At 73.5% G+C, this 25,446-nt stretch carries 23 protein-coding genes, 1 tRNA gene and 1 other RNA gene; 12 read left to right on the top strand and 13 right to left on the bottom strand.

What is annotated here, in order from left to right:
- Positions 1–16: 16 nt before the first annotated feature.
- Positions 17–1,345: a helicase HerA-like domain-containing protein gene (locus ACR9ZK_RS10905; protein WP_481341928.1), complete on the bottom strand. Its 1,329-nt coding sequence runs from the start codon at positions 1,343–1,345 to the stop codon at positions 17–19.
- 120 nt (positions 1,346–1,465) lie between these two features.
- Here ACR9ZK_RS10905 and ACR9ZK_RS10900 point away from each other — a divergent pair, with 120 nt between their 5' ends.
- Positions 1,466–1,762, top strand: a complete 297-nt coding sequence (locus tag ACR9ZK_RS10900; RefSeq protein WP_481341927.1) for a type II toxin-antitoxin system VapB family antitoxin — start codon at positions 1,466–1,468, stop codon at positions 1,760–1,762.
- Between the two features lie 57 nt (positions 1,763–1,819).
- Positions 1,820–2,362, top strand: coding sequence for a LytR C-terminal domain-containing protein (locus ACR9ZK_RS10895; protein WP_481341926.1), 543 nt, complete (start codon positions 1,820–1,822; stop codon positions 2,360–2,362).
- Positions 2,363–2,390: 28 nt separating this feature from the next.
- On the opposite strand, the gene ACR9ZK_RS10890 is transcribed toward ACR9ZK_RS10895, so the two are convergent.
- From ACR9ZK_RS10890 to ACR9ZK_RS10875, 4 genes are all read right to left on the bottom strand, one after another.
- On the bottom strand, positions 2,391–3,434 hold the full coding sequence (locus ACR9ZK_RS10890; RefSeq protein WP_481341925.1) for a hypothetical protein: 1,044 nt from the start codon (positions 3,432–3,434) through the stop codon (positions 2,391–2,393).
- A 54-nt stretch (positions 3,435–3,488) separates the two neighbouring features.
- Positions 3,489–4,502 (bottom strand): ornithine carbamoyltransferase, encoded by a 1,014-nt coding sequence (gene argF, locus ACR9ZK_RS10885; protein WP_481341924.1) that lies wholly within the window; start codon positions 4,500–4,502, stop codon positions 3,489–3,491.
- A 43-nt stretch (positions 4,503–4,545) separates the two neighbouring features.
- A complete protein-coding gene (locus ACR9ZK_RS10880) occupies positions 4,546–5,253 on the bottom strand; it encodes an MBL fold metallo-hydrolase (RefSeq protein ID WP_481341923.1) in 708 nt (235 codons plus the stop codon).
- Between the two features lie 260 nt (positions 5,254–5,513).
- Positions 5,514–5,601: transfer RNA gene (locus ACR9ZK_RS10875), tRNA-Ser, on the bottom strand.
- A 154-nt stretch (positions 5,602–5,755) separates the two neighbouring features.
- On the opposite strand from ACR9ZK_RS10875, the gene ffs reads away from it, so the two are divergent.
- Positions 5,756–5,854, top strand: an RNA gene (gene ffs, locus ACR9ZK_RS10870) — signal recognition particle sRNA small type.
- 24 nt (positions 5,855–5,878) lie between these two features.
- Here the strand turns inward: ffs and ACR9ZK_RS10865 are convergent.
- Complete coding sequence (locus ACR9ZK_RS10865) at positions 5,879–6,952, bottom strand: LacI family DNA-binding transcriptional regulator (RefSeq protein ID WP_481341922.1); 1,074 nt, start codon at positions 6,950–6,952, stop codon at positions 5,879–5,881.
- Positions 6,953–7,027: 75 nt separating this feature from the next.
- Between ACR9ZK_RS10865 and ACR9ZK_RS10860 the strand changes: the two genes are divergently transcribed.
- Positions 7,028–8,233 (top strand): MFS transporter, encoded by a 1,206-nt coding sequence (locus ACR9ZK_RS10860; RefSeq protein ID WP_481341921.1) that lies wholly within the window; start codon positions 7,028–7,030, stop codon positions 8,231–8,233.
- Positions 8,234–8,431: 198 nt separating this feature from the next.
- On the opposite strand, the gene ACR9ZK_RS10855 is transcribed toward ACR9ZK_RS10860, so the two are convergent.
- From ACR9ZK_RS10855 to egtB, 6 genes are all read right to left on the bottom strand, one after another.
- On the bottom strand, positions 8,432–9,658 hold the full coding sequence (locus tag ACR9ZK_RS10855) for a GNAT family N-acetyltransferase (RefSeq protein WP_481341920.1): 1,227 nt from the start codon (positions 9,656–9,658) through the stop codon (positions 8,432–8,434).
- A 47-nt stretch (positions 9,659–9,705) separates the two neighbouring features.
- A complete protein-coding gene (locus ACR9ZK_RS10850) occupies positions 9,706–11,124 on the bottom strand; it encodes a hypothetical protein (RefSeq protein WP_481341919.1) in 1,419 nt (472 codons plus the stop codon).
- 160 nt (positions 11,125–11,284) lie between these two features.
- A complete protein-coding gene (locus tag ACR9ZK_RS10845; RefSeq protein ID WP_481341918.1) occupies positions 11,285–11,941 on the bottom strand; it encodes an ABC transporter ATP-binding protein in 657 nt (218 codons plus the stop codon).
- A 139-nt stretch (positions 11,942–12,080) separates the two neighbouring features.
- Positions 12,081–12,542 carry a DUF3817 domain-containing protein gene (locus tag ACR9ZK_RS10840; protein ID WP_481341917.1) on the bottom strand — a complete coding sequence of 154 codons (462 nt, stop codon included), beginning with the start codon at positions 12,540–12,542 and terminating at the stop codon, positions 12,081–12,083.
- 116 nt (positions 12,543–12,658) lie between these two features.
- Positions 12,659–13,648 carry an L-histidine N(alpha)-methyltransferase gene (gene egtD / locus ACR9ZK_RS10835; protein WP_481341916.1) on the bottom strand — a complete coding sequence of 330 codons (990 nt, stop codon included), beginning with the start codon at positions 13,646–13,648 and terminating at the stop codon, positions 12,659–12,661.
- Positions 13,645–14,985 carry an ergothioneine biosynthesis protein EgtB gene (gene egtB, locus ACR9ZK_RS10830; RefSeq protein ID WP_481341915.1) on the bottom strand — a complete coding sequence of 447 codons (1,341 nt, stop codon included), beginning with the start codon at positions 14,983–14,985 and terminating at the stop codon, positions 13,645–13,647. Before egtB ends, egtD begins: the two co-directional genes overlap by 4 nt.
- Before the next feature lie 171 nt (positions 14,986–15,156).
- Between egtB and ACR9ZK_RS10825 the strand changes: the two genes are divergently transcribed.
- Positions 15,157–17,907 (top strand): DNA polymerase III subunit gamma and tau, encoded by a 2,751-nt coding sequence (locus ACR9ZK_RS10825; RefSeq protein ID WP_481341914.1) that lies wholly within the window; start codon positions 15,157–15,159, stop codon positions 17,905–17,907.
- A gap of 30 nt (positions 17,908–17,937) precedes the next feature.
- On the opposite strand, the gene ACR9ZK_RS10820 is transcribed toward ACR9ZK_RS10825, so the two are convergent.
- Positions 17,938–18,795 carry a LysR family transcriptional regulator gene (locus tag ACR9ZK_RS10820; protein ID WP_481341913.1) on the bottom strand — a complete coding sequence of 286 codons (858 nt, stop codon included), beginning with the start codon at positions 18,793–18,795 and terminating at the stop codon, positions 17,938–17,940.
- Positions 18,796–18,895: 100 nt separating this feature from the next.
- Here ACR9ZK_RS10820 and ACR9ZK_RS10815 point away from each other — a divergent pair, with 100 nt between their 5' ends.
- The 7 genes from ACR9ZK_RS10815 to ACR9ZK_RS10785 form a co-directional block, all read left to right on the top strand.
- Complete coding sequence (locus ACR9ZK_RS10815; protein ID WP_481341912.1) at positions 18,896–20,230, top strand: MFS transporter; 1,335 nt, start codon at positions 18,896–18,898, stop codon at positions 20,228–20,230.
- Between the two features lie 9 nt (positions 20,231–20,239).
- On the top strand, positions 20,240–21,001 hold the full coding sequence (locus ACR9ZK_RS10810; RefSeq protein ID WP_481341911.1) for a class I SAM-dependent methyltransferase: 762 nt from the start codon (positions 20,240–20,242) through the stop codon (positions 20,999–21,001).
- Between the two features lie 76 nt (positions 21,002–21,077).
- Positions 21,078–21,752 (top strand): lysophospholipid acyltransferase family protein, encoded by a 675-nt coding sequence (locus ACR9ZK_RS10805; protein WP_481341910.1) that lies wholly within the window; start codon positions 21,078–21,080, stop codon positions 21,750–21,752.
- A gap of 77 nt (positions 21,753–21,829) precedes the next feature.
- Complete coding sequence (nicT, locus tag ACR9ZK_RS10800; RefSeq protein WP_481341909.1) at positions 21,830–23,014, top strand: Nickel transporter NicT; 1,185 nt, start codon at positions 21,830–21,832, stop codon at positions 23,012–23,014.
- Between the two features lie 204 nt (positions 23,015–23,218).
- Positions 23,219–23,818 (top strand): recombination mediator RecR, encoded by a 600-nt coding sequence (recR, locus tag ACR9ZK_RS10795; protein ID WP_481341908.1) that lies wholly within the window; start codon positions 23,219–23,221, stop codon positions 23,816–23,818.
- A 49-nt stretch (positions 23,819–23,867) separates the two neighbouring features.
- On the top strand, positions 23,868–24,458 hold the full coding sequence (locus ACR9ZK_RS10790; RefSeq protein ID WP_481341907.1) for a DUF5063 domain-containing protein: 591 nt from the start codon (positions 23,868–23,870) through the stop codon (positions 24,456–24,458).
- Positions 24,459–24,589: 131 nt separating this feature from the next.
- On the top strand, positions 24,590–25,446 hold an 857-nt coding region (locus ACR9ZK_RS10785), incomplete at its 3' end, for an aspartate kinase (protein WP_481341906.1).

The following is a 25,446-nucleotide window of genomic DNA, read 5'->3' as shown; positions in this document are numbered from 1 at the left end:
TCCGTCGTCGGCAGCGTCAGATGTGTATAAGAGACAGCTCGTAGGCGGACTCGCGGTCGAGGACGTCCGCGTACTTGGCCCGCAACGGCGAGGCGGTCACGACGGCGTCGAGCGTGGCCTGCGGCGAGGGGTCCATGAGCGAGTTCGGTGCCTTCATGCGCGTCCACGCCACCGGCGTCGGCACACCCCGGTCGGACAGCACCGTGACCACGGCCTCCCCGATGCCGAGGCTCGTCAGCAGCGTCTCCATGTCGTACGCCGTGTGCGGGTACGTGGCGATGGCCTGCTTGAGGGCCTTGGCGTCGTCGGGGGTGAAGGCGCGCAGCGCGTGCTGGACGCGGTTGCCGAGCTGGGCGAGGACGCCGGCCGGCACGTCCTTGGGCGACTGCGTCACGAAGAAGACTCCGACGCCCTTGGACCGGATGAGCCGGACCGTCTGCTCGATGGCCTGGAGGAAGGCCTTGCTCGCGTCCTCGAACAGCAGGTGGGCCTCGTCGAAGAAGAAGACGAGCTTCGGCTTGTCGACGTCGCCCTCCTCGGGCAGCTCGTGGAAGAGGTCGGCGAGCAGCCACATGAGGAACGTCGAGAACAGCTGCGGCCGGTCCTGCACCTGCGGCAGCTCGAGGCAGGAGACGATGCCGCGGCCGTCGGCGCCGACGCGCAGCAGGTCCGCGGTGTCGAACTCCGGCTCGCCGAAGAAGTCCCCGGCGCCCTGGTCCTCGAAGGCGATGAGGTCGCGCAGGATGACGCCCGCCGTGGCGCTGGACAGGCCGCCGAGCTCCTTGAGGTCGGCCTTGCCGTCGTCGGAGGTGAGGTGCGTGATGACGGCCCGCAGGTCCTTGAGGTCGAGCAGCGCCAGACCGTTCTTGTCGGCGTAGTGGAAGACCAGCCCGAGGCTGCTCTCCTGGGTGTCGTTGAGGCCGAGGACCTTGGACAGCAGCGTCGGGCCGAACCCCGTGATCGTGGCCCGGACCGGTATGCCGGTGCCCTTGCCGCCGAGGGTGTAGAACTCGCTCGGGTAGCTCTTCGGCTCCCACTGCATGCCGACGTCGGCGGCGCGCGCCGTGATCTTGTCGCCGCCCTCGCCCGGGGTGGCGATGCCGGACAGGTCACCCTTGAGGTCGGCGAGGAACACCGGAACGCCGGCGTCGGACAGCTGCTCGGCCATGAGCTGCAGCGTCTTGGTCTTGCCGGTGCCGGTGGCGCCCGCGACGAGGCCGTGCCGGTTGAGCACGCTGAGCGGGACCTGCACCGGGGCGTCCGCATGGGCCGTACCGTCGACGACGGCGGCACCGAGCCGGAGCACGCTGCCCTCGAACGCGTAGCCCGCCCGGATCTCGTCGATCTGGTCGGTCTGGGCGTTCCGGTCGGTCCGGTCGGTGCCGGTCGTGGCCTCGTTCGGTGACCCGCTCACGACGGGAACTCTAGTCGGCGCGCCCACGAGTTCGCTGTCTATGCTGGCCCGGTGATTTTCAAGGCCGTCGGCGACTCCCGCCCGTACCCGGACCACGGACTCGAGACGACGAAGGACTGGTCGAACGTCCCGCCGCGCGTCGTCCAGCTCGGCGAGCTCATCACCACCAAGAGCACCCTCGACCTGCGCGGGCTGCTCGCCGACGACTCGACCTTCTACGGGGACCTGTTCCCGCACTGCGTCGAGTGGAACGGCGAGCTGTACCTCGAGGACGGCCTGCACCGGGCTCTTCGCGCGGCACTCCAGCAGAGACCTGTCCTTCACGCCCGAGTCCTCGTACTCTCCTGACACACGCGCACCACCGGGTGCGCGTGCCGAGGACCTCGCCGAGGACAAGGAGACCGGATGACGGACGTCGCAGACGACGGGGGCGGCGGCACCTACCGGGTGCGGCGCCGGCGTCGGTCGACCGTCGTCATCGCGGTCGTCCTGCTGGCGCTCGCCGGCGCGTTCTACTACGCGTCGAGCTACTGGCGCGCCTCCGAGCCCAAGGCCGGGCCGTGCAGCACCGAGCCGGCCACCGACCTGCTCCAGCCGCGCGACGTCAGCCTCAACGTCTACAACGCGACGAGCCGCCGCGGCCTCGCCGCGGCTGTCGCCAAGGGCGCCGACAAGCGCGGGTTCTCGGTCAAGGCCGTCGCCAACGACCCGAAGAACGCCACCGTCAAGGGCGTCGCCCAGATCCGCTTCGGGCCCGAGGGGGCCGACTCGGCGCGGCTGCTCAAGCAGTACGTGCCCAAGGCGACGTACGTGAACGACAAGCGCAAGGGCGACACCGTCGACCTCGTCGTGGGCGACGCGTGGCAGGCCTTCGGTCCGACGCCTGCCGCCCCGACGCCCACGTCGACGCTGCCGCCCTGCCCGACCGTCACCGTCACCGACGGCTGAGGCTGACGGTCGGGCCGCGCCCCTCGGCTCAGGACGTGTAGGGCATGCGCCGCCAGGTCAGGACGTGCTCGGCACCCGGGCGGGCGACGGTCACCACGAGGAAGTCCTTGTTGTTGCTCGACCCGTCGACGGTGATGCGGGTCAGGTTCGGCGCCGACCCGTCGACCCCGTAGGAGTCGAGCCACGGGGACCCGGCCGCGAGCGGGTGGTCGGCGTTGTACACGTGGCTGTCGCCGTTGAAGAGGTAGACCTCGCCGTCGAAGTCGCGCGACTGGGCGACGAGCTCGCGCACGAGCGGCTGGAAGGCCGAGTCGTCGCCCCACGTGACGTCGTAGGTCGGGTCGAACATGTCGGCCTGGGTGAAGAGCGCCACGGCGCGGTCGTGGCGCCGGCGGGCCGACGCGAACGCCTCGCGCACCTGGGCCACGGCGGCGTCCATGCGGGCGCCCTCCTCGGCCACCTGCGCGGCCGTCGGGCTCGTGAACCCGAGCTCGGGCCAGGGCAGGAGGCCGTCGTTGCTGCCGACGACGTGCAGTGTTGCCAGCTCGACGCCCTGGCGGCGCAGCGACACGTTCTCGGGAATCCCTTGTGCGACCTGCGAGTCGACGGTCATCGGGTCGGCGCCGAGGGTGCGTCCGGGCACCGGGAAGAAGGTCCTGCGGATCGCGGAGAGACGCTCGAGCGGGTTGTACGTGCCGTTGGTGGTGCGGTGGCAGTCGGTCCACTCGTTGTCGCCCGGGGTGTAGAGCAGCGGCATCGTGAACCGGTCGAACTGGGTGCGGATCATGCCGAAGTACTCGTCGGTGCACGCGGAGGAGCCGTTCTTGATGTCCCCGACGTGGACCGTGAAGGACAGCCCGGGCGTCGCGTTGATCTGGTCCACCCAGCGCGGGAAGGCCGCGACCTGCGCAGCGCCGTACGGCACGTCGCCGATGACGGCGAAGGAGAGGTGGCCCTCCTTGTGCTGGCCGGACGGGACGTCGGTCGTCGTGGTCGCGGCAGAGGCCACCGCGGGGATCGTGAGGAGGGCGGCGGCGACGGCCGCCACGACAGGGGTGCGTGAGAGGTGCATGCCTGTCGTTCTCCCGCACCGCCCGGGAACGGCACCACCGCCGCCGCGTGAACGTCAGGCGTCGAGACGGGCCAGCGTGGCGACCATGAGCGCCTTGATCGTGTGCATCCGGTTCTCGGCCTGGTCGAAGACGACCGACGCCGGGGACTCGAACACGTCGTCGGTCACCTCGAGCTCCTTGAGCCCGAAGCGCTCGTGGACGTCCTGGCCCACCTTCGTGTCGAGGTCGTGGAAGGCCGGCAGGCAGTGCATGAACCGCACGGATGGGTTGCCGGTGAGGGCGAGCATCTCGGCGTTGACCTGGTACGGCGCGAGCAGGTGGATCCGCTGCGCCCACACCTCGGCGGGCTCGCCCATCGACACCCACACGTCGGTGTGGAGGAAGTCCACGCCGCGCACACCCTCGGCGACGTCCTCGGTCAGGGTGACGCGTGCGCCGGTGTCCGCGGCGTACCTCCGCGCAATGGCCACGACGGCGTCCGAGGGCCACAGCGACCGGGGCGCCACGATGCGCACGTCCATGCCGAGCATCGCGCCGGTGACCAGCAGCGAGTTGCCCATGTTGAACCTCGCGTCGCCGACGAACGCGTACGCGGTCTCGGACTCGGGCTTGCCGGCGTGCTCGCGCATCGTCAGGGCGTCGCACAGCGACTGCGTCGGGTGCCAGTCGTCGGTGAGCCCGTTCCACACCGGCACACCGGCGTGTGCCGACAGGGTCTCGATGACGTCCTGGCCCGCGCCGCGGTACTCGATGCCGTCGTAGAAGCGGCCGAGGACGCGTGCGGTGTCCTTGGCCGACTCCTTGTGGCCCATCTGCGAGCCGCTCGGGTCGAGGTAGGTCGTGCTCGCGCCCTGGTCCGCAGCGGCCACCTCGAACGCGCACCGGGTGCGCGTCGAGGTCTTCTCGAAGAGCAGCGCGATGTTGAGGCCGGTCAGGTGGCGCGGCTCGCGTCGCTCACGCTTGGCCGCCTTGAGGTTCGCGGCGAGGTCGAGCAGCGCCCGGAACTCCTCGGGCGTCAGGTCGGTCTCCTTGAGGAGGGAGCGTCCGTACAGGGCGGCGAGCGTCATGGGCCGATGCTTCCAGCACCGGGCCGGACGCGGCAAAGGGGTCTCAGGTCAGCTGACGCGCGGCGTCCGTGATGCGCTCGAGGTAGGCGCGGGCGAGCAGCGGCCAGGTGACGCTCCGGCCGCTGCCGATGCAGAGGACGACGTCGTCGAGGCGGTGGGTGCCCGGGCGTCCGCCGGACCTCGCCCAGCCGTCACGGACGCGCTCCAGCTGCTCCACGGTCAGGAACGGCGACGGCTCGTCCGGCTGGTACCGGCAGCCGAGCGGGTAGTCGCGGCCGGGCCGACGCATCATCTCGACGTGGCAGCCGAGCACGTGGTGCACCCCCTCGCGCTCGGCGAACGTGACGAGCCGGTCGAGGGAGGCCGCCATCGCCGCCGGGTCGTCGACGTAGAGCCGGCCCGGGTAGACGGTGTCACCGGTGTGCAGCAGCCCCGTCGCCCGGTCGTGGAAGGCGACCGAGGAGGCGTGGTGGCCGGGAATCGGCAGCACGTCAACGAGGCGCCCGCCGAGGTCGAACGGCACCGCCGCGTCGGGCTCTTCGGCCGCGAGCCCGAAGAAGGCGTGGACGGCCGCCGTGTCGTGCCCGACGACCGTCGTGCGCGGCCGGTCGGCGAAGGCGGCGTCACCGGCGACGTGGTCACCGTGGGCGTGGCTGTGCGCCACGACGAGGTCGAGGTCGCCCAGTCCATGCTCGCGCGCCCACGCGTCCATCTCGGCGTCGACGACCGCGCGCAGACCTTCCGCGGGCACTGCGCCAGTCGTCGGCCGCAACAACGCGCCATGTGGTCGCGAGTCGCGGTCGGGGTCGCGGCACGGCCACGACAACGCGCCATGTGGTCGCGAGTCGCGGTCGGGGTCGCTGCACGGCCACGACAACGCGCCATGTGGTCGCGTGGCGGGGGATGGGGGAGCCGTCGCCTCCGCGTCGCTCCGGCTGCTCCCACATCCCGCGGGACTCCGCATACACGAACGGCCCCCACCGCGCAGAGCGCGGCGGGGGCCGTTCGTGTTGGCGGAGGATGGGGGATTTGAACCCCCGAGGGTTTTATCCCAACACGATTTCCAATCGTGCGCACTAGGCCACTATGCGAATCCTCCGTGGGGGAGGCTACCGGAGGAGGCCGGTGCGGATGAAATCGGCGGTCGCGCCTCGTCGCCCACCGCCGCCGGGCCGCTCGTGGCCGCCACGACCTCCACCGGCACGTCGCCCGACCGGATTTCCGGCTGACCGACGGCGCGGCATACACTGGCCGCCGGCACCCCGCGTGGTGGTACCTCTCCGAACTCCCCCAGGGCAGGAATGCAGCAAGGGTAGGAGGGCTCTTCCAGGTACGCGGGGTGTCCCTCTGTCCGGCTGCCGACCTGGCGAGGGGCGTCAGCGCGGCGGAGCGGTCGTCGTGCCGACGCGGAGGGTCACCGGCTGGGTCACGCTGCGCACCCGACGGCCCTCGAGGCGACGCCGCACGAGGTCACCGAGGACCTTGCCCTTCTCGCGGCCCTGCTGGTCCATCGTCGTGAGGCGGTGCGGCAGCCACGGCAGGTCGACGCCGTCGAACCCGGTGACCGACAGGTCGTCCGGTACCGCCAGGCCCAGCTCCTCCGCGGCGATGACGACGCCGGCCGCGATGACGTCCGACTGGCACACGACCGCGGTCGGCCGCCGGCGCGCCGGCCGGTCGAGCAGGGCACCCCCGGCGACGATCCCACCCTCGACGGAGGAGCCGTCACCGGTCTGGAGCGCCTCCGCGTCCGGACCGAAGACGTCACGGAACCCGAGCAGCCGGCCCGTCGACGCGATCGCCACGTGGCGCGTCGACACCTCCGAGTCCGGCACGGGCCCGGCGTGACTGCCGGGGGTCAACGGCATGGCCACGTGGGCCACGCGTCGGTGCCCGAGATCGCGGACGTGCCGGGCCACCTCGGCGCCGGCGGCGCGCTCGTCGACGCGGACCTGGGTGATGCGGCGGTCGCTCGGCACGCCGGTGCTGAACATCGGGATGCCGCGCGAGGCGAGGTGCGCGACGGCCGGGTGCTCGCCGGGGCCGCAGAGTGAGAAGACGACGGCGTCGAGCGCGAGCCCCGACAGCTGCTGCACGACCGCGTCGAGGTCGTCGGACGGCTGGCCGAGCAGGAGCATGCCGGTCGGCACCGACTCCAGCACCTCGGCGAGGCCGTCGAGGACGGCGATCCCGAACGGGTCGCGGAAGGCGGTGCGCAGGCGGCCCTCGACGAGGACGCCGACGGCGCCGGCGCGCCCCTGGCGCAGCGAGGACGCGAGCGGGTTCGGGCCGGTGAAGCCCAGCCGTGCCGCCGCCTCCCGGACCCTCCGCGCCGTCGCCTCGGCCACCGGGCCCTTGCCGCTGAACACCAGGGAGGCCGTCGACACCGAGACGCCGGCGCGCTCGGCGACATCGCGGAGCGTGGGGCGGGCTTGACCGACGGGTGCCATGGGCGGCATGCTATCGAAACGATTCGAGTCGAATCGATTCGACCATGCTGTCGACAGGGATGAGAGGCTGGGTCGATGACCGGCGTCGGAAGCTCCGAGTTGAGCGTCGTGCGCACCGCGCGCACGGCGGTGTTCACCGCGTTCGCGCTCAACGGCGCGGCGTTCGCCGCCTTCGCCTCACGCGTCCCGGACCTCAAGCACGAGCTGGACCTGTCCGCCGGGCAGCTCGGACTGACCCTGCTCGCGGCCTCGCTGGGCTCCGTGCTCGGCCTGCCGCTGTCCGGCTGGATCGTGCACCACCTGGGCGCCGCCCGGACGCTGCTCGGCGCGGCCCTCGTGCAGGGCGTCGGGCTGCTCGGCGTCGGCCTCGGCGTGACCGCAGTCCACGAGCGCGACCTCGTCATGGCCGGGCTCTTCCTCGTCGGCATCGGCACCGGCGTCTTCGACGTCAGCATGAACCTCGAGGGGGCCTCCGTCGAGCGTCTCCTCGGCCGGGCGATCATGCCGCACTTCCACGCTGTGTTCAGCGGCGGCACCGTCGTCAGCGCCCTCGTCGGTGCCGGCCTCTCGGCGCTGCACGTGTCGATCCTCGTCCACCTGTTCGGTGTCGTCGTGCTCCTCGTCGTCGTGACGCCCTGGTTCCTCCGCGCCTTCCTGCCGCGGTCGGTGGAGGTCGACGAGCACGGCGAGGAGGTCAAGGAGAAGGCCGGGATCGCCGCGGCCTGGCGCGAGCCGCGCACCCTGCTCATCGGGGTCGTCGTCCTCGCCGCCGCCTTCACCGAGGGCACGGCCAACGACTGGGTCGGCGTCGCGCTCTCGGAGGGCTACGGCCTGCCCCGGTGGGTCGGCGTCATCGGTTTCGCCGTCTTCCTCAGCGCGATGACCGCCGGACGGGTCCTCGGCACCCGCTTCCTCGACGACCGGGGTCGTCTGCCCGTGCTGCGTGTCCTCTTCGTCTCGGCCGTCGTCGGCTGCGTCCTCGTCGTCCTCGGCGGCCCCGTGCTTGCCTTCGTCGGCGCCGCTGTCTGGGGCGTCGGCGCGAGCCTCGGCTTCCCGGTCGGCATGAGCGCCGCCGCGGACGACCCGCGCCGTGCGGCCGCGCGCATGAGCGTCGTCTCGACGATCGGCTACACCGCGTTCCTCGCCGGCCCGCCGCTGCTCGGCTTCCTCGGCGACCACGTCGGCGTGCTGCACTCCCTGCTCGTCGTCGGGGTCCTGTGCGGCGTCGCGCTCCTCGCGTTGCCCGCCGTTCGGGAGCCCGGCGCCGGCCCGCGGACCTGACGCGCCACCACCCGTCGACGTCCCTCGGTCCTCCGGGCCGAGCGGCCGGAACGAACGCCCGAAACGCCGCTTCAGCGGCGACGAGCCGCGCTCGCTCCGGCCGCTCGACCCGGTGATGGGCGGCGCCGCGGCTGGGAAGTGCTCGGTGATGGGCGGCGCCGCGGCTGGGAAGTACCCGGTGATGGGCGGCGCCGCGGGTCAGAAGTACTCGGTGATGTAGGGCGCCGCGGCGAAGACCGCGTCGAGGGCGGCGTCGTCGGCGGGTGAGCCACCCTCGAGCAGCCCGGCGAGGCGCAGCCGCGACGTCGACCAGCCGCACCACAAGGCGGCGAGGCCCTGGGGGCCCACGCGGGGAACCGACGACTCCAGGTCGGCCGACATCTCCGGCTCGCCGGACCCGTCGGCGAGGCGGGTCGCGGTTCCGGCACCGCCGTCCACGGCGAGACGCCACACGCCGGCGTTGGCGGGCGCGTCGGCGTCGGACACGGCGAGGTCGACCGCCGCGGTCGTGAGCGGCGGGAACCCACGTGCCGCGAACGCACCGGCGAGGTCGATGACGCGGGCCATCCAGGGCACCTGGTGCACCTGTGTCTCCGGCAGCCCGGTGAGGGCGAGGAGCACGGGGTCGCGGGGGTCGAGGTGGGTGTGCACCGTCGGCACGGCCGACGACCCCGACCCGACGATGCCCCACAGCGCCGCAGCCGTCGGGGCGTCCGCGGCGACGAGGTGCTCGACGGTCGCGGCCTCGGCCGACAGGTCGTAGGCGACGAACCCCGTGGGTTCCCCGCCGCCAGCGTCGTGCCCCACGACGTACGTGATCAGCTCGTCCTGCTCGATCATCCGTCGGAACGTCCCGGCGCTCGGCGCCATCGGTCCGCTCTGCCCGTGCCGGGCCTGGGCCGTGCGGGTCAGGGCCTCGAGGGCGCGGGCGTCCCCGGGCGTGGCAGACCGGACGCGTCGGCCGTGGGCGGCCGAACCGAGGGCGCGGACGAGGTGCGAGGCCAGCGTCGTGCGCGACTGCACGCCGCCGACCTCGTAGCCCGAGCGCCGGTACAGCGCCGGTGCGGTGGGAAAGAGGCAGGACACGACGTCGCCGAGCTCGCCCATCCGCGCCACGAGCGCGCGCGTCAGCGTCGTGGCGACGCCGCGGCCGCGGGCGCTCGGTTCGACGTAGACGCCGGCGACGCCGCCCATCGGCAGGTGCCGGCCGCCCCAGGCCTGGTGGAACGGGCGGATCCGACCGGAGCCCACGACGGTACCCGTGTCGTCGGTCACGACGACCATGCGCCCGCCCAGGGTCTCGGCCGCGACGCGCTCCCACCAGCCGTCGCCCTCGGCGCCGAGCGGACCGAACGACCGGCTCCGGATGCGCAGGATGGCCGGCAGGTCGTCGCGCGTCGCGTCACGGGTGCGCAGGTCCGTCATGGGCCCGAACCTAGCGAGTGGCCGGGTCGCGGGCGACCCGGTCGATGTCAGGCGCGATGCAGGTAGGTGAGGCGACGCACCCTCGCGACGGCCCACGCCAGCACGACGTAGACGAGCCAGCTGACGACCGAGAGCCAGGTGTAGCGGCCGGCCTTCGTCAGCACCGCGACGAGGGATCCCAGCACGACGACGACGAGCGCGGGCATCGCGTACCAGGCGATGACCGTCTGTGGCCGCAGCATGAACGTCGGGGAGCCGCGGAAGGCGGCCAGCACGTTGCCGGCCGTGACGAGCACGAGGACGAGCCACAGCGACAGCACCGCGCTGGCCGGGAGCGAGCCGAGCGCGGCGGCCACCCCGGCCCAGCCGCCGAGGACGAGGACCGTGAGCACGGTCGGCAGCACGACGTGCGCGCCCGCCTCGGTGAGCTCGCCCGTGCCGAGGAGCGAGGGCGTCCCGACGTTGTCGGCCTGCAGCCGCAGACCCTCCGCCCAGGCACCGAAGCCGAGGTAGAGCGGCAGGAGGCCGATCGTCGCCGCGATGCTCGGCGCCGCCGGCTGGGTGAAGGCCCACGTGACGATCGCGCCGCCGAGGAGGCTGAGGCCCAGGCCGGACAGGAAGGCGCCGGGCGTCCGGCGCAGCCCCAGCAGGTCGCGACGTACGAGCACGGTGAACGGTCCACCGGGTCGCAGCCGTGCCGACCGGCCGTGCCGCACGGGCCGCGTCAGCGCCAGCCGCGCGGTGCGGAGGTTCCCGGTGAGGGCCGAGCCGGCCATCGTCGAGGTGTTGGCCGAGTGGGTCCTCAGCGACTCGGCGTGCAGCTCGCGCAGGGCGTCGGTCACCCGCCACAGCAGGCCGAGGCCACGGTCGGGGCCGGGCCACGAGCGCACCTGCGACCACAGCCACAGCCGGGTCGCGAGCACGCCCAGGGCGGTTCCGGCCAGGGTCGTCACGGCAACAGTCGCGACCCCGGCGAGGTGGGCGAAGGCCAGGCCGGCGCCCAGGGTCAGACCGCTCAGCGCACCGACGAACAGGCCGCCGACCGAGGCGTAGCGCCACCACCGCCGCAGGGCGAGCGCGCGGTCGAGGGGTGCCGGCAGGACGAGGTCGATCCACGGCATCGGCGGCACGACCGGACCCCGGAACCGGCCGGCGAAGACGACGGCCCCGAGCAGCGCGACGACCGACGCGACGAGCAGGACGACCGCGACAGGGGAGCGCAGCTGCTCGCCGAGGGACCTGGCGTCGGAGGTGCGGAAGACCGCCTGCACGATGGGGAACCCGTAGACGAGGGCACCGAGGAAGAGGACGTAGCCCGCGTACAGGCCCTGCCGCCGCGCCTTGCGGGCCGCCTCGCCACCGATGACCCAGTCGGCCTGGCCGAGGAGGTCGTGGTCGTCGTACACGACCTCGGCGGCCGCCGGTGGGCCGGAGGGCATCGGGACCTCCACCGTCGCCCGGGGCATCGGACGGACCCTCGGCTCCGGCGGCGTCGATGCCTCCGTGCTCGACAGAGGTGCAGAGCCGTCGGCAGCCGGTGCGGGCCTGCCGGGGCCGGGCCGCGTCGGCGGTGCCGCCGCCCGTGCGGCCTGACGCTTTCGCTTGCGCCTGCTCATCGCCGGACCGTCAGCGCGCCGGCACGACGTCGACGACGCGGGTCGCGAGGGAGGCCGTCAGCTCGGGGTCGTGACAGGCCATGACCACGGTGACACCCGAGTCGATGCGCTCGCGGATGAGGTCGGCGACCACCTGGCGCTTGGCCGTGTCGAGGCGCTGCTCCGGCTCGTCGAGGAGCACGACGCTCGCCGGCCGCGAGAACGTCAGGGCGAGGCGGAACAGCTGCTCCTGCCCCGAGGAGAGCTCGTGGGGGAACCGGTCGTCGAGGTGGGCGATGCCGAGGCGCTCGAGCAGCGCGAGGCTGCGGTCGTCCGACCTGGCGGGGTCACCGCCCCACGTCGAGTCGATGAGGACGAGGTGGTCGACGAGGGTCAGGTCGCGGTAGGTCGTCGGGGCGCCGAGCAGGGCCGCGACGGCGGCCCGAACCGCCCGGTCGCGCTCGTCGGCCTCGCGACCACCGATCGTCGCGGTGCCCGTGCTCGGCACGAGGAGACCACCGATGATGCGCAGCAGCGTCGTCTTGCCGGAGCCGTTGGGGCCGCGCAGGACGATGCACTCGCCCGGGTCGGCCCGCACGTCGGTGGGCCGCAGCAGGGTCGTCTCGTCGATCGTCTTGCTGACGCCCTCCGCGCGCACCTCGCCGGTCAGCACCGCCACCGCAGCCATCTCTCGCCCTCCTCGGGTCTCCGGCCCGACTCCCGGCCGGCTGACGACACCGTATGCCGTGCGGCTGGGACACGGGTGTCAGGCCTGGCCGGCAGCCGGCAGCCGGCAGCCGGCGGCTGGGGTCTGCCGGCCAGCGGGGTCAGCCCTGCGTGCCGACGGGCGGCCCGACGAGCAGGGCGATGCCGGTGAGGCCGAGCACGGCGAGGGCGCCGATGCCGGCACCGACGAGCGGCCGGGCGAGCAGGGTCGCGACGAGTCGCTCCGCAGGCGTCCTCGCGGCATCACCGCCAGGCCCGAGCCGCCAGACACCGCCCAGCCGGCCGCGCCGCTCGAGGCGCCGCTCCCACCTGATGGTCAGGAACGGGGGCACCGCGCTCAGCAGGCCGAGGAGGACCTCCCGCACGGTCCAGCGCTCGTCGACCCAGAGCAGCAGGGTGGCGATGCAGAAGGCGATGAAGACGACGCCGTGGGCGAGCCCGAAGACCCTGACTCCGAGGTCGGTCGTCCGGGTGACGTACTTGAGGACCATGCCGAGCAGCAGCAACGCCCACGTGACCACCTCCGCTGCTGCGAGGCGTCGGTAGAGGGTCCGAGGGGTCATCTGGCGTCTCCTACGTCGTGTCGTACTCGAGCGCCCAGTGTGCCAAACGCCCGATCAGGCGGGACCACGCGGTCACCGCGACCGACCCCGGCTCCGCCCGACGGGACCGTGCGGCCTCACGTGTCGCGGCGGGCCAGGGTGAGCGCGAAGTCGCCGTCGTCGTCGGTCCACCGGTGCTCGACGGTGAACCCGGCGGCGCCGAGCTCGGCGTCGAGCCGTTCGGGCCGGAACTTCGTCGAGATCTCGACGCGGATCTCCTCGCCGTGGGCCAGGTCGAAGACGAGGTCGGCCCCGGGCACCGTGACCCGCTGCGGCATGTCGGCGCGCAGGCGGAGGTCCATGCGCTCTTCGCGTGGGTCCCAGAAGGGGACGTAGGAGAAGGCGTCGACGTCGAAGTCGGCGCCGAGCTCGCGGTTGAGCACGTGGAGGCAGTTGGTGACGAAGGCCGCCGTGACGCCTCCCGGGTCGTCGTAGGCGGCGATCAGCCGGTCGCTGCTCTTGACGAGGTCGGTGCCGAGCAGGAACCAGTCGCCGGGCTCGAGGCTGTCGGCCAGGGCCCCGAGGAACGCGGCGCGCTCCTCGACGTAGAAGTTGCCGATCGTGCCCCCGAGGAAGGCGACGAGGCGCCGGCCTCCGCGCGGCAGGTGACCCAGGTGCAGGGTGAAGTCGCCGACCAGCGCCTCCACCAGCAGCGACGGGTAGCGCGCGCTCAGCATCGCCGCGGCGTCGCGCAGCGTCTGCTCGGACACGTCGACGGGCACGAAGCGCTCGAGGTGGCCGGCGGTGGTGAACGCGTCGAGCAGGGTCCGGGTCTTGTCGCTCGTGCCGCTGCCGAGCTCGACGAGCGTCGTGGCCCCCGAGGCGCGCACGATGTCGGCCGCGTGGTCGCGCAGGATCTCGCGCTCGCGCTCGGTCGGGTAGTACTCGGGCAGGCGGGTGATCTCGTCGAACAGGGACGAGCCGGCGTCGTCGTAGAGCCACTTCGGCGGCAGGGTCCGCGGTTGTGCCCCCAGCCCCCGGCGCACGTCGGACACGAGCGAGCCGGAGGCCCAGTCGGGGTCGAGGGCGACGGTGACGACCGGCTCGCGGCCGGCCGGCGTCGTCACCGGGCACCCCCGTCGGCGAGCCGCACCCCGGACAGGGCCCACCGGGCCCCCGGCGGGAAGAAGTTGCGGTACGTGGCGCGGGCATGGTCCGGCGGCGTCAGGGCGCAACCGCCGCGCAGCACCATCTGGCCCGACATGAACTTGCCGTTGTACTCGCCGATCGCGCCGGCCGGCGGGTGGTACCCCGGGTAGGCGAGGTAGGCCGAGGAGGTCCACTCCCAGCAGTCGCCGTACACCTGACGCAGGTGCCCGTTCGCGGGCGGGGCCGCCCGCGGGTGGAAGGTCAGCGTGTCGGCGAGGTTGCCCTCGGCGGTGGCCGACGCCGCGTGCCCGTCGCCGCCCGCCGAGGCGTCGGCCTGGCCGTCGGCGACGACCGCGTGCTCCCACTCGGCCTCGGTGGGCAGCCGCTTGCCGGCCCACGTCGCGTAGGCGTCGGCCTCGTAGTGGCTGACGTGGCTGACCGGGAGGCCGGGGTTGACCGGCCAGGTGCCGCTCAGGGTGTGCTCGAACCAGATGCCGTCGACCTGGGTCCAGTAGAACGGGGCGCGCCAGCCCTCGCCGCGCACCCGGCCCCAGCCATCGGAGAGCCACAGCTCGTGCCGGTCGTACCCTCCGTCGGCCATGAACTGGAGCCACTCGCCGTTGGTGACGAGGCGGTCGGCGAGCCGGTACGGCTCGAGCCAGGCCTGGTGCAGCGGCAGCTCGTTGTCGAAGGAGAACCCGCCGCCGCGGTGCCCGATCTCGACGAGCCCGCCCTCGACGTCGACCCAGCCGAGCGCGTCGGGCTCGCTCGGGGGGCTCGGGGTGCCGGCGTAGGCCGGCTGGAGCGGGTTGAGGGACAGGACGTGCTTGATGTCCATGAGCAGCAGCTCCTGGTGCTGCTGCTCGTGGTGGAAGCCGAGCTCGATGGTCGAGGTGAGCTTCTCGAGCGCGCCACCGTCGAGGCCCTGCACGAGATCGCGCATGCGGGCGTCGACGTTGTCGCGGTAGAGACCGACGTCGTGGGCGCCGGGCCGGCTGATGAGGCCGCGGTTCGGCCGGGCGTACCGGGGACCGACGCCCTCGTAGTAGCTGTTGAAGAGGAACCAGTAGCGGTCCTGGTACGGCGTGAACGACGGCTCGTGGTCGGCGAGGACGAACGTCTCGAAGAACCACGTGACGTGCGCGCGGTGCCACTTCGTCGGCGAGACGTCCGGCATCGACTGGACGGTCTGGTCCTCGGGGGACAGGGGGGCGGCGAGCGCCTCGGTGTGGGCGCGCACCTCGCCGTAGCGGGCGACGAGCGCCTCGGCGTCCCACTCCCGCGCGGATGTCGCGTGCGGGGTCGGATCGGGCATCGTGACCTCCTCCATCGGCCGCTGACGGCGCTCGTTGCACCTGGACCTGAGTGCCCTCGACCCTAGGTCGGGCCGCCGACAGCCACCACCCCGTCCGGGGGCCGGCCGCGACTCGTCAGCACCTGTTCACCGGGCAGACCGGCGTCGGTCCGGACGGTTAGGGTTTCCGGCATGGCCACCGCCCTGTACCGCCGCTACCGGCCCGAGAGCTTCGCCGACGTCATCGGCCAGGAGCACGTCACCGAGCCGCTCATGCAGGCGCTGCGCACGGGCAGGGTCAACCACGCCTACCTCTTCAGCGGCCCCCGCGGCTGCGGCAAGACGACGAGCGCGCGCATCCTGGCCCGCTGCCTCAACTGCGAGCAGGGTCCGACGCCGACACCCTGCGGCACGTGCCAGTCGTGCGTCGCGCTGGCGCGCGGGGGGCCGGGCAGCGTCGACGTCATCGAGATCGACGCCGCGAGCCACGGCGGCGTCGACGACGCGCGTGACCTCCGGGAACGCGCCTCGTACGGCCCGGCGCAGAGCCGTTTCAAGATCTACATCATCGACGAGGCGCACATGGTGACGCCGCAGGGCTTCAACGCCCTGCTCAAGATCGTCGAGGAGCCGCCCGAGCACGTGAAGTTCGTCTTCGCCACCACGGAGCCCGAGAAGGTCATCGGCACGATCCGCTCGCGCACGCACCACTACCCGTTCCGGCTCGTCCCCCCGGCCAAGCTCACCGCGTACATGGAGCGGCTCCTCGAGCAGGAGCAGGTGGCCGTGCAGCCCGGCGTCCTGTCGTTCGTGACGCGGGCCGGCGGTGGGTCGGTGCGCGACTCGCTGTCGGTGCTCGACCAGCTCATCGCGGGGTCGGGCCCCGAAGGGCTCACCTACGACGGTGCGGTGTCGCTGCTCGGGTTCACCGACGGCGAGCTGCTCGACGCCACGGTCGACGCCCTCGCGGCCGGCGACGGCGCGGCGACGTTCCGCCAGGTCGACCGCGTCATCGAGTCGGGCCACGACCCCCGGCGCTTCGTCGAGGACCTCCTCGAGCGGCTGCGCGACCTCATCGTCGTGGCCGCGGTCCAGGAGGGGGCGGGTCAGGTCCTGCGCGGCATCCCCGAGGACCAGCTCGAACGGATGCGCGTCCAGCAGGCCGCGTTCGGTCCCGGCGCCCTGTCGAGGGCGGCCGACATCGTCAACACCGGCCTCACCGAGATGACCGGCGCCACCGCACCCCGGCTGCAGCTGGAGCTCATCTGCGCGCGCATCCTGCTCCCGGCGTCCTCCGGCGAGCAGGGCTACGCCGCTCGCCTCGACCGGCTCGAGCGGCGCCTCGAGGTCGGCGGTGTGCCGTCGGCCGCCCGGCCCGCGGGCGCAGCGGCACACGCTGGGCCCGTCCCCTCCGCGGCCGCGGGCGCGGTGACCGCGCCGCCGCGCACGGTGTCCGACTACACGCCGCCCGCGGCCGCCGCGGTGGCGACGCCGGCCGTGGCGGCCCCGGGGGCCGGGCCGACGGGCGCCCCGGCGCCCTCGGGTCCCGGTGACGCCGGACGCACCGACGCCGCACGCGCCGAGGCCGGAGCCCCTCCGGTCGCGGTGCCGCGAGAGTCCGTGGGCGGTCCCTCCGCCGTCGACGAGCCGCGCGAGGGCCCGGGCCACGCGGCGACGGCGGGCGACGCAGCGACGGGTGCCTCCGGGGCAGCGGCCGCGTCCGGGGGCTCGCCTCGTGCCGGGTCGTCGCACGACGTCGTCCACGACCCGGGTCGCGGCGTCCTCCACGCCCACGGCGGCGAGGAGGACGAGCCGGCCGCGGCGGCCGGGGCGGCCGGGGCGGCCACCGGGCCCGGCGGGACCCCGCCGTCCAGCGGCATGGACACCGACGCCATCCGCCGCGCGTGGCCCAACGTCCTCGGACGGATCTTCACGATGCGCCGCATCACGTGGACGTTCGTCTCCCAGAACGCCCAGGTGACGGCCTTCGACGGACGCACGCTGACCCTGGGGATCGCCACCGCGGGCCTCACCACGACGTTCCGTGCCGGCAACCACGCCGAGGTGGTGCGGCAGGCCCTCATCGACGAGCTCGGCGTCGACGCCCTCGTCGACGGCGTGCACGTGGCCGAGGTGTCGCAACAGGCGCCGGTCGCCCCGCCGGCCGGTGCGATGCCCCCTGCCCGCGACGACGACGGTCCTGAACGCGACGGCGGTCCCGAAGGCGGCGGCGCCCCCACGGGCCGGGGTAGTCCCGGCGACCCCGGGCCCGGTGATCCGGGCGGTCCGACGGGCGCGCAGGGCCGAGAGGCACGACAGCCACCACAGGCGGGACAGGGCGGACCAGGCGGGCCTCCTTCCGCGGCTGACCTCCCCGGTGCCGCGGCCCGGGGCTCTTGGGGTGACGCCGGGGCGGGTCACGACGCCGGTGGCCCGAACGCAGCCCCGGACGCTGGTCCGGGTGCCGCGCCGGGCGGGGCGGCGCGGCTCGCCGACTCCGGCCTGAGCCCGGTGTCCGGCCGCTCGCTCGAGGACAACGCGGGCTGGGGCAGCGCCGCCGGCCCGCCACCGGACTGGGCCACGGGTCCCGCGTCCGCCCCCGCGGCCGGGACGCCGGCCACCTCCACCCACCCGTCCTCGGCCACGGTCACGGCCACGCCCTCGGCCGGAGGCGACCGGATCCCCTCAGGTGGGAGCGGTGACCAGGGTGCCCCGACGGTCTCGGCGGTGCGCGGCGCCATCGCGGTCCGCGAGTCCTTCGCCCAGGCGAGGGCCCGGGCGTCCGTGCCCCGCTCCGGCGACGACGACCAGCCCCGCCCGCCCCTGACCGACGACTCCGCCGTCAGCGACGACGACGAGGACATCGAGCAGTCCGGGGACGTCGGCCGTGCCGTCATCGAGAAGGTCCTCGGCGGCCGTGTGGTCCAGGAGCTCGAGGACTGACCGTCCGGCGCACGGCCGTTCGTCACGTGGTCAGCTGCTGCGGCGGCGCAGTCCGAGCGCGCGGGCGAGGGCCGGTAGAGCAGCGGCCAGCACCGGGTCGAGCTCACCGCGGGCGATGACCGACAGCCGGACGGGAAGGTCGACCCGAGAGGTCATGACGCGGTCACCGGGTCGGCCGGACATCCGGGCGGCACTCGAGGGCACGATGGCGATCCCCTCCCGGCGGCGGGCGATCTCGAGGGCGACCGGTGCCGTCGCGGCGTGTCGCACCGTGCCCCCCAGGGCGGCGACGCGCTCGGCGATGAGCGGGCCGGAGTTGTCGTAGGGCGCGTAGGTGACGACCCGGTCGAGGAAGGGCCGCGCACCCCGCCGCGGCGGCTCGACGCCGGCCGCGACGAAGGCCACGAGCTCGTCGGTGCCGAGCCGGTGCGCGACGACGTGCGGCGGCAGCTGGACCTGCTCGGCGATGCCGATGACCGCCGCGTCCATGGATCCCTCGGCGACCAGCTCGAGCATCTCGCTGCCGTGGTAGACGGAGGTCACCAGCCGGACCTCGTCCCCGACGAGCTCGTCGAGTGCCGGGAAGACGTAGCCCGAGAGCCCGGCGAAGGTGCCCACCCGAAGCGTTCGCGCGGAGGCCGAGGATCGGACGGCAGCGTAGACACCGCCGAGGTGGCTGAGGATGTGGTCGGCCTGACGGACCATCTCCAGACCGGCCGGCGTCGCGGTCGTCCCCATCGGGCTTCGGGTGAAGAGCACTGTGCCACAGCGCCGTTCGAGGCGAGCCAGTCGTTGCGAGGCCGCTGGCTGGCTCACCAGGAGCTCGCGCGCCGCCGACCCGAGGGACTGTGTGCGGTGCAGCGTCAGCACCAGCTTGAGGTCATCCACGTCCGGCACCTGGTGCAATGGATCCATAAGGCCATCTTATGGCCCGTACCGAGATCGTCCTGTCTACCGGTACGGCGGTCGGGGCGCGACGCTGGAGCACGTGACCCCGAGCCGCGCCGTCCGCACCGTGCTGACCTCCAACGCCATCGAGTACCTGGCGTTCCGCTTCACCCAGGTCGTCCTCCCACTCGTCGTCCTGAGGCACTTCGACTCGGCCGCGATGGCGGGTCTCGTCGGCGGCCTCGCCGGTCTACCGGTCGTCACCTCGCCCTGGTGGGCTCGTCGCCTGCGGCAACGCCTCTCGGACGGGCGCGGTCTCGCCCTCGTCTCGCTCTGGCAGGCCGCCGCGGTCCTCGTCGTCCCGGTGGCGCTGGTCCTCGGGCTGATGCACCCGGTCGTCCTCGCCGTGGCCGGGCTCGCGGTCGGGGTGTCGAACGCGTTGGCGTCGCCCGGTCGCACGGCCCTGCTCGGCGACCTCGGGGACCGCCTGGGGGACGGGATGGCCACGCGGGTCGTCACGTGGGACGACGCCGTGCGCCGGGCTGCGATGGTCGTGGGCCCCGGCCTCGCGGGAGTCGGTGTGCAGCTCGGGTGGACCCACGTGCTCCTGTGGGTCGAAGGGCTCGCCCTCATCGGGTCGGCCCTCCTCGTTCGTCGGGTCGTCCTGGCGCCGGAGGCGAGCGCGGTCGATGCTCACCCCCACGCCGCAGGTGCCGGCCCGGCGCCCGGGATCCTCGCGTCCGTGCGGCACCACCCGGACATCCTCCGGGGCTGGGCCATGCGCGGGACGAGCTGCGTGCTGTGGTTCGCCTTCGCGCTCGGCCTCGCGGTGCAGGGCGAACGGACCGGGCAGGCCGGCACGCTCTACGCGACGGCCCTGGCCGCCTACGGGGTCGGTGCGCTCGCGATGACGCTCGTGGTGGCCGCGCGTCCGCCGTCCTCGAACCCGGTGCGCGTGGCGACCGTCGCGTGGGTCGGGCAGGGGCTTGCGTTCGTCGCCATGGCCCTGTGGATCACACCCGTGCCGGTCGCGGCCTGGTCGGCCGCTGCGGGGGCCGTCACGGTCGTCGGCATCCGGGCCATGACGCAGGTCCTCCTCGGGCAGACGTCCGGTCCCGCTCGACGGGCGGCCCTCGCCGGGCAGTCCAACCTCGTCGACGTCACGGGGTCGGTCGGGATGCTCGTCGGCGGCGCGGTCATCGAGGAGCTCGGTGTGCGGCCCACCCTCGGCGCGGCCGGTATCGTCACGGCGGTCGTGGCCCTCGTCGCCGGTCTGCGCGGCCGGGGGCGGCGCCGCCTCGCCCGCACGCCCGGCACCGGGCTGCCGGCCATGACGTGGCTTCCGCTCGTGGGGCAGACGCAGCGGACCGGCCCGGCCCCGGCCCGCCGCGCGGACGAGCGGCATTCGGCGGTGGAGGAACCCAGCACGGCGTAGCGTCGGGGCGTGACCTTCGAGGTTCCGGCGGACGCCTACGACCTGTTCATGGGGCGGTACTCGGGGCCGCTCGCCGGGCGGTTCGCGGACTGGTCCGGGGTCGACGCCGGCCCCGGCCACGCCATCGACGTCGGCTGCGGCACCGGCGCTCTCACGCGCGTCCTCGTCGAGCGCCTCGGCGTCGACTGGGTGTCCGCCGTCGACCCGACACAGGCGTTCGTCGCCGTGCTGCGCCAGGAGTTCCCCACCCTCGACGTCCAGGTGGGGGGCGCCGAGCAGCTGCCGTACCGCGACGACCTGTTCGACCTCGCCCTGGCCCAGCTCGTCGTACCGTTCATGGCCGACCCGGTCGGGGGCCTGCGCGAGATGGCCCGGGTGACGCGACCCGGTGGCACCGTGGCCGCGTGCGTCTGGGACCACGCCGGGGGAGCCGGTCCGCTCGCCCTCTTCTGGCGGGCCGCCGCCGACCTCGACCCCGACGCCCCCGGCGAGGGTGACCAGCCGGGCGCCTCGGAGGGCAGCCTCGCGCTGCTCTTCGACGCCGCCGGTCTGACCGGCATCGAGGACACCTCGCTCATGGTCGCGGTGCGGCACGAGACGTTCGAGGAGTGGTGGGAGCCGTACACGCTGGGCGTCGGCCCTGCTGGCGACTACGTCGAGTCGCTGGCCCCGGACCGGCGCGCCGCGCTCCGCGAACACTGCCGCGAGCTCGCTCCCGACGCCCCGTTCCACGTGCTCGCGACCGCGTGGGCCGTGCGCGCCCGAGCCTGACCCCCGGTGGTGCCGGGGTTGGCCGCGGACCGGGCACGAGCGGTCGCGACCGGCGGGTAGCCCTACAGTTGGCGCCATGTTCTACAGCCTCGGGCGGTCCGTGCTCTACCCGCTGTCCCACGCGCTGTACCGCCCGACGATCGAGGGCAAGGAGAACATCCCGCGCGAGGGCGGTGTCATCGTCGCGAGCAACCACCTGTCGTTCATCGACTCGTTCGCGATCCCCCTCGCGGCGCCGCGGCAGGTGCGGTTCCTGGCCAAGGAGGAGTACTGGACCGGGCCCGGTGTCGGGGGGCTGCTGCGCAAGGGCTTCTTCAGCGCCGTCGGCATGGTGCCGGTCAACCGCCACTCGCCGACCGCCGCCCAGGAGAGCCTCGACGCCGCGCTCGAGGTGCTGAAGAACGGGGACGCGTTCGGCATCTACCCCGAGGGCACCCGCTCCCGGGACGGCCGGCTCTACCGCGGCCGCACCGGCGTCGCCTGGCTCGCGCTGACCGCCCAGGTGCCGGTCGTCCCCGTCGGGCTCATCGGCACCGAGAACATCCAGCCGGTCGGGGCGAGCTTCCCGCGCCTGGCCAAGGTCACGGTGCGCTTCGGCGAGCCGATCGGCGTCGAGGAGTACCAGGGCATGCCCGCCGGGAAGGCCCGGCGCCTGCTGACCGACCGCGTCATGGAGGCCATCGCGGCGCTCTCCGGTCAGGAGCGGGTCGACGCCTACAACGAGGTCCCGGGCGGCGCGCCCGCGGTCTGATCGTCATGCAGGTGCTGTAGTCGCGCTACAGCAGGTGCCCGTTGCAGATGCGACGCAGTCGCATCTAGCGTGGCCCCGTGACCGCACGGACCCCGACGCCGACCTCGACGCCGACCTCGACGCCGACCTCGACGCCGACCTCGACGCCGGAGCCGACGCCGACCTCGACCCCCCGCCCACTGCGCGCCCGCCTCGCGGCGCACCTGGGCCCGCAGGAGCGCCGGAGCCTCTCCGGGATGGCCGCGGTGGTGGCCCTGCTGCACGTCGTCGGCTGGGGGCTGCTCGTCCTCGTCGTCGCCCCGGCCGAGTACCGCGTCGCGGGCCAGCTGTTCGGCATCGGCCTCGGCGTCACGGCGTACACCCTCGGCATGCGGCACGCCTTCGACGTCGACCACATCGCCGCCATCGACAACACGACCCGCAAGCTCATGGCCGAGGGGCAGCGCCCGATGAGCGTCGGCTTCTGGTTCAGCCTCGGGCACTCCTCGGTCGTCTTCGTCATGGTCATGCTCCTCGCCGCCGGCATCCGGGCCCTGGCCGGCGCCCTGACCGACGACGGCTCGACGCTCCAGCAGGTGACCGGCGTCTGGGGCACCACCGTGTCGGGGGCCTTCCTCGTCCTCATCGGCCTCGTCAACCTCGCCGCGCTCGTCGGGATCCTCAAGGTCTTCCGCCGGATGCGGGCCGGGCACTACGACGAGGCGGAGCTCGAGCGGCAGCTGGACCGGCGCGGTCTGCTCAACCGCGTCCTCGGCCGCGTGACCCGCGCGGTGACCAAGCCGTGGCACATGTACCCGGTCGGCCTCCTCTTCGGGCTGGGCTTCGACACCGTCACCGAGGTGGGCCTGCTCGTCATCGCCGGCGGAGCGGCGGCGGCGGCGGCCCTGCCGTGGTACGCCGTGCTCGTGCTGCCGGTGCTCTTCGCGGCCGGCATGTCGCTGCTCGACTCGATCGACGGCTCGTTCATGAACGTCGCCTACGGCTGGGCCTTCAGCCGCCCGGTCCGCAAGATCTACTACAACATCACCGTCACGGCGCTGTCGGTCGCGGTCGCCCTCGTCATCGGCGTCATCGAGCTCGTCGGTCTGCTCGCGGACAAGCTCGGCGTCACCGGCGGTCCGCTCGCCTGGGTGGCCGCCATCGACCTCGGCGACGTCGGGTTCTGGATCGTCGGCCTCTTCGTCGTCACGTGGCTCGTCGCCGTGCTCGTGTGGCGGTACGGCCGCATCGAGGAGCGGTGGGAGGCCACGCTCGCCGACTGACCGGCGTCACGCGTCGCCCGCCCGCCTGCCTCGGAAGGTGCGCCGTGGCGCGGTTCTGGGGCGTCCCGCCGGCCGCCGACCGCCGAAAGTGCGCCGTGGCGCGGTTGTGGGTCGTCCCGCCGGCCGCCGACCGCCGAAAGTGCGCCGTGGCGCGGTTCGGCCCGGGTGGGCGGCACGGACCGCGCGCGGGCTTAGGGTTGCGGTGTGTACGAAGGCGCAGTGCAGGACCTCATCGACGAGCTCGGACGCCTGCCCGGCGTCGGTCCCAAGAGCGCCCAGCGCATCGCCTTCCACCTCCTGCAGGCCGACGCCGAGGATGTCACGCGTCTCGTCACGGCCCTGACCGAGGTCAAGGCCCGGGTCCGGTTCTGCGAGGTGTGCGGCAACGTCGCGCAGGCCGAGCGGTGCCGCATCTGCGCCGACCCGCGTCGCGACCAGACCTCCATCTGCGTCGTCGAGGAGCCGAAGGACGTCGTCGCGATCGAGCGCACCCGCGAGTTCCGCGGCACCTACCACGTGCTCGGCGGCGCCATCAGCCCGATCGACGGCATCGGACCCGACGACCTGCGGGTCCGCGAGCTCATGACGCGGCTCGCGTCGGGGGAGGTGCAGGAGGTCATCATCGCCACCGACCCCAACCTCGAGGGCGAGGCGACGGCCACGTACCTGTCGCGGCTGCTGCGCGACGTCGGCGTCACGGTCACCCGCCTCGCCTCCGGCCTGCCCGTCGGCGGCGACCTCGAGTACGCCGACGAGGTGACGCTCGGGCGAGCCTTCGAGGGGCGTCGACGCGTCGACGCGTGACGCGCTCCCCGGGGGCCGCGTCCCAGCCGCGATGGGGCATGCTGGTCACATGAGCACCGAGCAGGGGACCCCTGACGCCGCCGACCGCGAGATCGACGACCTCTCGGGCCTGGCCGACCTCACCGCGGCCGAGGCCAGTGCGTTCCTCACGTCGGTCACCGAGGTCGCCTCGGGCAGCTCGCCCGACACCGCCCTGCCCGTCCTGACGCTCGCCCTGTCGCAGGTGCTCGTCGCCGGCGCCCGGCTCGGGGCGATCCAGGACGTCGTGCCGGTCGAGCGCTTCGAGCCGGACGCGACCGACGACGACGCCGACCCGCTGCGCACCGGTCTGGCCAACGTCTTCGCCGGCATCGACGACTACGTCTACGTCATCGACCCGGTCACCTCCTCCGAACGGGCCGACGGGTCGATCACCAACGACCTCGTGGACATCGCCGTCGCCCTGACCCACGGCCTCAAGCACTACGGTGCGGGCCGCCGCGTCGAGGCCCTGTGGTGGTGGCAGTTCAGCTACCTGTCCGAGTGGGGCGACCGCGCGATGACGGCGCTGCGCGCGCTCCAGTCGATCCTGTCGCACCTGCGGCTCGACGTCGACGAGGAGACCGTCGGCGAGGCGGAGTTCGACGCGCTGCACCCCTGACCCGCGCAAGAACGTGCGGCGCCGGTGACGAATCCGCGCACATCTCACCATCGCGACGCGGCGGTGGGCGCCGCGAGCCCGAGCCTAGACTCGGCTGCACCGCAGACCACCGAGCAGATCCGGAGCCCCGAGTGAGCATCGTCGTCCAGAAGTACGGCGGGTCGTCCGTCTCCGACGCCGAGGCCATCAAGCGGGTGGCCCGCCGCATCGTCGAGACGCACAAGGCCGGCAACGCGGTCTGCGTCGTCGTCTCGGCCATGGGCGACACCACCGACGAGCTGCTCGACCTCGCCGAGCAGGTGACGCCGGCACCGCCGGCCCGCGAGCTCGACATGCTGCTGACCTCGGGCGAGCGCATCTCGATGGCCCTCGTCGCCATGGCGATCGCCCAGCTCGGCGCCGAGGCCCGCTCCTTCACGGGCAGCCAGGCCGGCGTCATCACCGACGACGCGCACGGTGCGGCGCGCATCATCGACGTGACGCCGGGGCGCATCCAGAGCGCCCTCGACGCCGGTCACATCGCCATCGTCGCCGGCTTCCAGGGCGTGAGCCAGACGACGAAGGACATCACCACCCTCGGCCGCGGCGGCTCGGACACCACCGCCGTCGCCCTCGCCGCCGCCCTCGGGGCCGACGTCTGCGAGATCTACACCGACGTCGACGGCGTCTTCACCGCCGACCCGCGCATCCTGCCGAGCGCGCGCAAGCTCGACGTCCTGTCGATGGAGGAGATGCTCGACCTCGCGGCCAACGGGTCGAAGATCCTGCACCTGCGCTGCGTCGAGTACGCCCGCCGCTACGGCATCCCGATCCACGTCCGGTCCTCGTGGTCGCAGAAGCCGGGCACCTGGGTCAAGGACAACCCCTACGAAGGAGAAGGCGCTGTGGAAGCTCCGATCATCGCCGGCATCGCCCACGACCGCAGCGAGGCCAAGATCACCATCGTCGGGGTGCCCGACCGCGTCGGGATCGCCGCGAAGATCTTCGG

The sequence above is a fragment of the Monashia sp. HAY1-5C genome (assembly GCF_056755255.1).
This window is presented reverse-complemented; position numbering and strand designations above follow the sequence as displayed.

Excerpts from the sequence above, each read along its gene's own strand:
- argF (WP_481341924.1), bottom strand. The coding sequence starts at position 4,502 with ATGACGCTCGCCGCCCTGTACGGACGCTCCCTCCTCAAGGAGACCGAC.
- ACR9ZK_RS10790 (WP_481341907.1), top strand. The coding sequence starts at position 23,868 with ATGAGCACCGAGCAGGGGACCCCTGACGCCGCCGACCGCGAGATCGAC.
- ACR9ZK_RS10850 (WP_481341919.1), bottom strand. The coding sequence starts at position 11,124 with ATGCCCCGGGCGACGGTGGAGGTCCCGATGCCCTCCGGCCCACCGGCG.
- ACR9ZK_RS10825 (WP_481341914.1), top strand. The coding sequence starts at position 15,157 with ATGGCCACCGCCCTGTACCGCCGCTACCGGCCCGAGAGCTTCGCCGAC.
- ACR9ZK_RS10860 (WP_481341921.1), top strand. The coding sequence starts at position 7,028 with ATGACCGGCGTCGGAAGCTCCGAGTTGAGCGTCGTGCGCACCGCGCGC.
- ACR9ZK_RS10840 (WP_481341917.1), bottom strand. The coding sequence starts at position 12,542 with ATGACCCCTCGGACCCTCTACCGACGCCTCGCAGCAGCGGAGGTGGTC.
- ACR9ZK_RS10855 (WP_481341920.1), bottom strand. The coding sequence starts at position 9,658 with ATGACGGACCTGCGCACCCGTGACGCGACGCGCGACGACCTGCCGGCC.
- egtB (WP_481341915.1), bottom strand. The coding sequence starts at position 14,985 with ATGCCCGATCCGACCCCGCACGCGACATCCGCGCGGGAGTGGGACGCC.
- ACR9ZK_RS10845 (WP_481341918.1), bottom strand. The coding sequence starts at position 11,941 with ATGGCTGCGGTGGCGGTGCTGACCGGCGAGGTGCGCGCGGAGGGCGTC.
- ACR9ZK_RS10890 (WP_481341925.1), bottom strand. The coding sequence starts at position 3,434 with ATGCACCTCTCACGCACCCCTGTCGTGGCGGCCGTCGCCGCCGCCCTC.
- ACR9ZK_RS10865 (WP_481341922.1), bottom strand. The coding sequence starts at position 6,952 with ATGGCACCCGTCGGTCAAGCCCGCCCCACGCTCCGCGATGTCGCCGAG.
- ACR9ZK_RS10805 (WP_481341910.1), top strand. The coding sequence starts at position 21,078 with ATGTTCTACAGCCTCGGGCGGTCCGTGCTCTACCCGCTGTCCCACGCG.
- ACR9ZK_RS10895 (WP_481341926.1), top strand. The coding sequence starts at position 1,820 with ATGACGGACGTCGCAGACGACGGGGGCGGCGGCACCTACCGGGTGCGG.